Source organism: Daejeonella sp., assembly GCF_049655485.1.
In the GTDB taxonomy this organism is placed as follows: Bacteria; Bacteroidota; Bacteroidia; order Sphingobacteriales; family Sphingobacteriaceae; genus Daejeonella.
In genome coordinates, this window is the sequence record NZ_JBASJU010000091.1 from 1 (window position 1) to 3,035 (window position 3,035).

General features: G+C 45.3%; 2 protein-coding genes. One reads left to right on the plus strand and one right to left on the minus strand.

The annotated features are described in order from the left end of the window. On the minus strand, positions 1–1,341 hold a 1,341-nt coding region (locus WBJ10_RS03745), incomplete at its 3' end, for a M20/M25/M40 family metallo-hydrolase (protein WP_424288214.1). A 237-nt stretch (positions 1,342–1,578) separates the two neighbouring features. Between WBJ10_RS03745 and WBJ10_RS03750 the strand changes: the two genes are divergently transcribed. Next, the gene (locus WBJ10_RS03750) at positions 1,579–2,886 is read left to right on the plus strand and encodes an alkaline phosphatase family protein (RefSeq protein WP_424288215.1); all 1,308 of its coding nucleotides are present in this window, start codon (positions 1,579–1,581) and stop codon (positions 2,884–2,886) included. Positions 2,887–3,035 lie beyond the last annotated feature (149 nt).

A 3,035-nucleotide genomic window follows, 5' to 3' on the forward strand; every position in this document is an offset into this window, starting at 1 on the left:
TTCTGCTACCAGAATTAATAAGGCAAGCTTGATCGCTTCAGCACCTTTATCATTAATCCACCACTCGTCCAAAGAATGGGCATTGCCGCCTTTGCCGCCTCGACCGATGGTAATCGCCGGGACTCCCAAAGCAATGGGAATATTGGAATTGGTGGACCCACGGGTAATGAGTGGTTTGGCCTTAAAATATTCCGTTGCGGCAAGTGCTTTTTGTATCAAGGGTAAGCCTTCAGCTAATTCTCCGGATGGTCGCTCACCAATTTTCTCAATAGCTGTAGTCAGCTTAGCTCCTGTTTTAACCGTGGCATTATAATCCGTCAGGGCTTTGTTCATTTGTTCCAGAAATATCCGTTCCACTCCTTTTAACTTCTCCGGACTTTCAGAACGCATGTCAACTTCAATCCAGGTTTCGAAAGGAATCGAATTAACAGAAGTGCCGCCACCAATACGACCAACATTGTACGTAGTCTTGGGTCCGCTGGCTACGTAAACTGCAGCAGCCTGGTTAAAATAATCTATTGCCTTGCCCATCGCATGGTGCGGATTTGCGAGTCCAAAAGCGCCCCATGAATGTCCCCCCGGACCCTTAAAAGTAACTTTGTACCTAAGCGACCCCAGGCCCATGGTATTGATGCGACCAATATCTCCACCATCAATGGCGATATAGCTATCAATCTTTGGTTTGTTCTTTTCAAACAAGTGCTTCACTCCGCGCAAATCTCCCAATCCTTCTTCACCCACCACACCAACAAATAATATATCCGACGCTGTTCTTATTTCGGCCTTATTCATCGCCTTCAGAACTGCCAACACCATACTCAACCCTCTGGAATCATCCCCGATCCCCGGAGCAAATAGTGTGTCACCCCTGAGTTTTACAGTTACATCTGTTTCTAACGGGAATACCGTATCCAGGTGTGCTTCGAGCACAACGGTTTTTCCATTTCCGGTTCCTTTCCGTAAAGCAACCACATTACCGACTTCATCAATCCAGATCGAATCAATTGCTGCGGCCTCCAGCATTTCTTTATACCTCGCAGCTCTTTTTTGTTCTGCAAACGGAGGTGCCGGAATCTGGGTAAGTTCGATTAGCTCATTCATGGTTTCAGGCTCCAGCTCCTGAATAATTTTAAATGCGTTCTGAATCCTTTTCGCAGCAACAAGCTTAGTAATTTCCTTTTTATACGAGGCTTGGGCAATTGCCCCTTTTTCGTCCTGCGCGATCAGGCTGGCTGATATAAAAAGTAGGACAACTAATAATGAGATCTTTTGCATGTGGTTAGGATATTGGTATTTAATATTCAGATAAGGTTCTTTTAAGGGAACTGGTAAAAATATCATAATAAAATCTTGATTTTGATACCTGATACTTGCTAAATTAATAAAAACATTTCCTCCTTCCCGCCTTCGATAAGCTATGGCGGGCAAAGCCCGTATGTATGTGATCTAAAATTGGTGAGTCAAAGAACAATCCCGTATTCTTTAATTTCTCTATAATTCCGATGTCTGCGTGAATTAACAATTCTTTTTTAGATTTACTTATTAACCTTAAACTCCGGCAAGCCCGGACCTACCCATATGAAAAAGCAATTTTCAATCGTACTCCTGGCCCTGTTTGTGTCAACCGGGCAGATTATGGCGCAAACTGCCAAACACGTGATCTTAGTGACCATTGACGGATTCCGCCCTGATTTCTACCTTGATAGCGAATGGCAGACGCCTAACCTGCGGGAGATGATGAAGGACGGGGCTTATGCCAGGGGAGTAAACAGTGTATTCCCTTCGATGACCTATCCTTCGCACACCACCATCGTTACGGGGGTGCAGCCCGCCAAACACGGCATATTTTATAATAATATTTTTACTGCCGATGCAGCGCCTCAAAAGCCTTACTGGCAGGATAGTTCAATTCATGTACCTACCATTTGGAAAGCAGCCAAATCGAAGGGCATGACAGTCGCTTCGCTCTACTGGCCAGTGTCTGCTAATGCCCCTGTAGACTATAACATCCCAGACATAGGCAGTCTGGGCGATGGTGTTCGCGAGCAGTATTCATTACCTCAGGGATTTTACGCCGAGGTGAAAAAAGAAGTTTTCGGTGGCGTTGACAAGATAGATCACGGCAAAAATCAAAACATCGCGAAGATTGCGGCGCATATCATAAAGAAAAGCAAGCCTGAGTTGATGACTATTCACGTATTTTCAGTAGATGGCGCATCTCATGCTGTGGGACGAAACGGTACCAGGGTACAGGATGCGGTGGCTGATGCGGATGCTGCCGTAGGCATTATCATCGATGCCCTGAAAGCAGCAGGTATATGGGAAAGCACGGTACTGCTAATTGGCGGCGACCATGGCTTCTACGATGTAAATAAGGTGATCTCGCCCAATGTATGGTTGAAAGAAGCAGGCTTGATCAATGACCTGAAAACCGGCGACTGGAAAGCACAGTTCAATACCGTAGGCGGATCTGCTTACCTGTATCTTAAAGACCCCTCTGATAAGTCGACCGCCAAAAAAGTTAAAGCATTATTGAAAGCACAGCCTGATAGTGTGCAGCAATATTACCGCATGGTCAGCCGGAAACAATTGGACAAAGGCGGCTATAATCCGAATGTAGCATTCGCACTTACCGCAGAAAATGATGGTTCATTCAGCGCGGCGAACACTGGCGATGCACTTAAGCCCGGCAAAGGCGGTGCACACGGTCATTTCCCCGACACGAAAAATATCCGCACCGGACTGGTCGCTCATGGCCCGGGCATACGGAAAGGAGCTGTCATAGAAGAAATGAACCTCAGTGATATAACGCCCATCATAGTAAAACTTCTTGGTATTCCATTTCCAAAAGTGGAAGGAAAAATACCCGCAGGATTGTTAGAATAGATAGCGCAAGGTTGGTCGCAATGCACTATTTATAAACTATCCATTGCAGAAAGGTTAGATGAATCCGACGCAAATTTCATTACAATAACACAACTTTGAATGAAAATAACAACTCCTATAAGCCAGCAAATACCTTGTTTAAAGCCGGT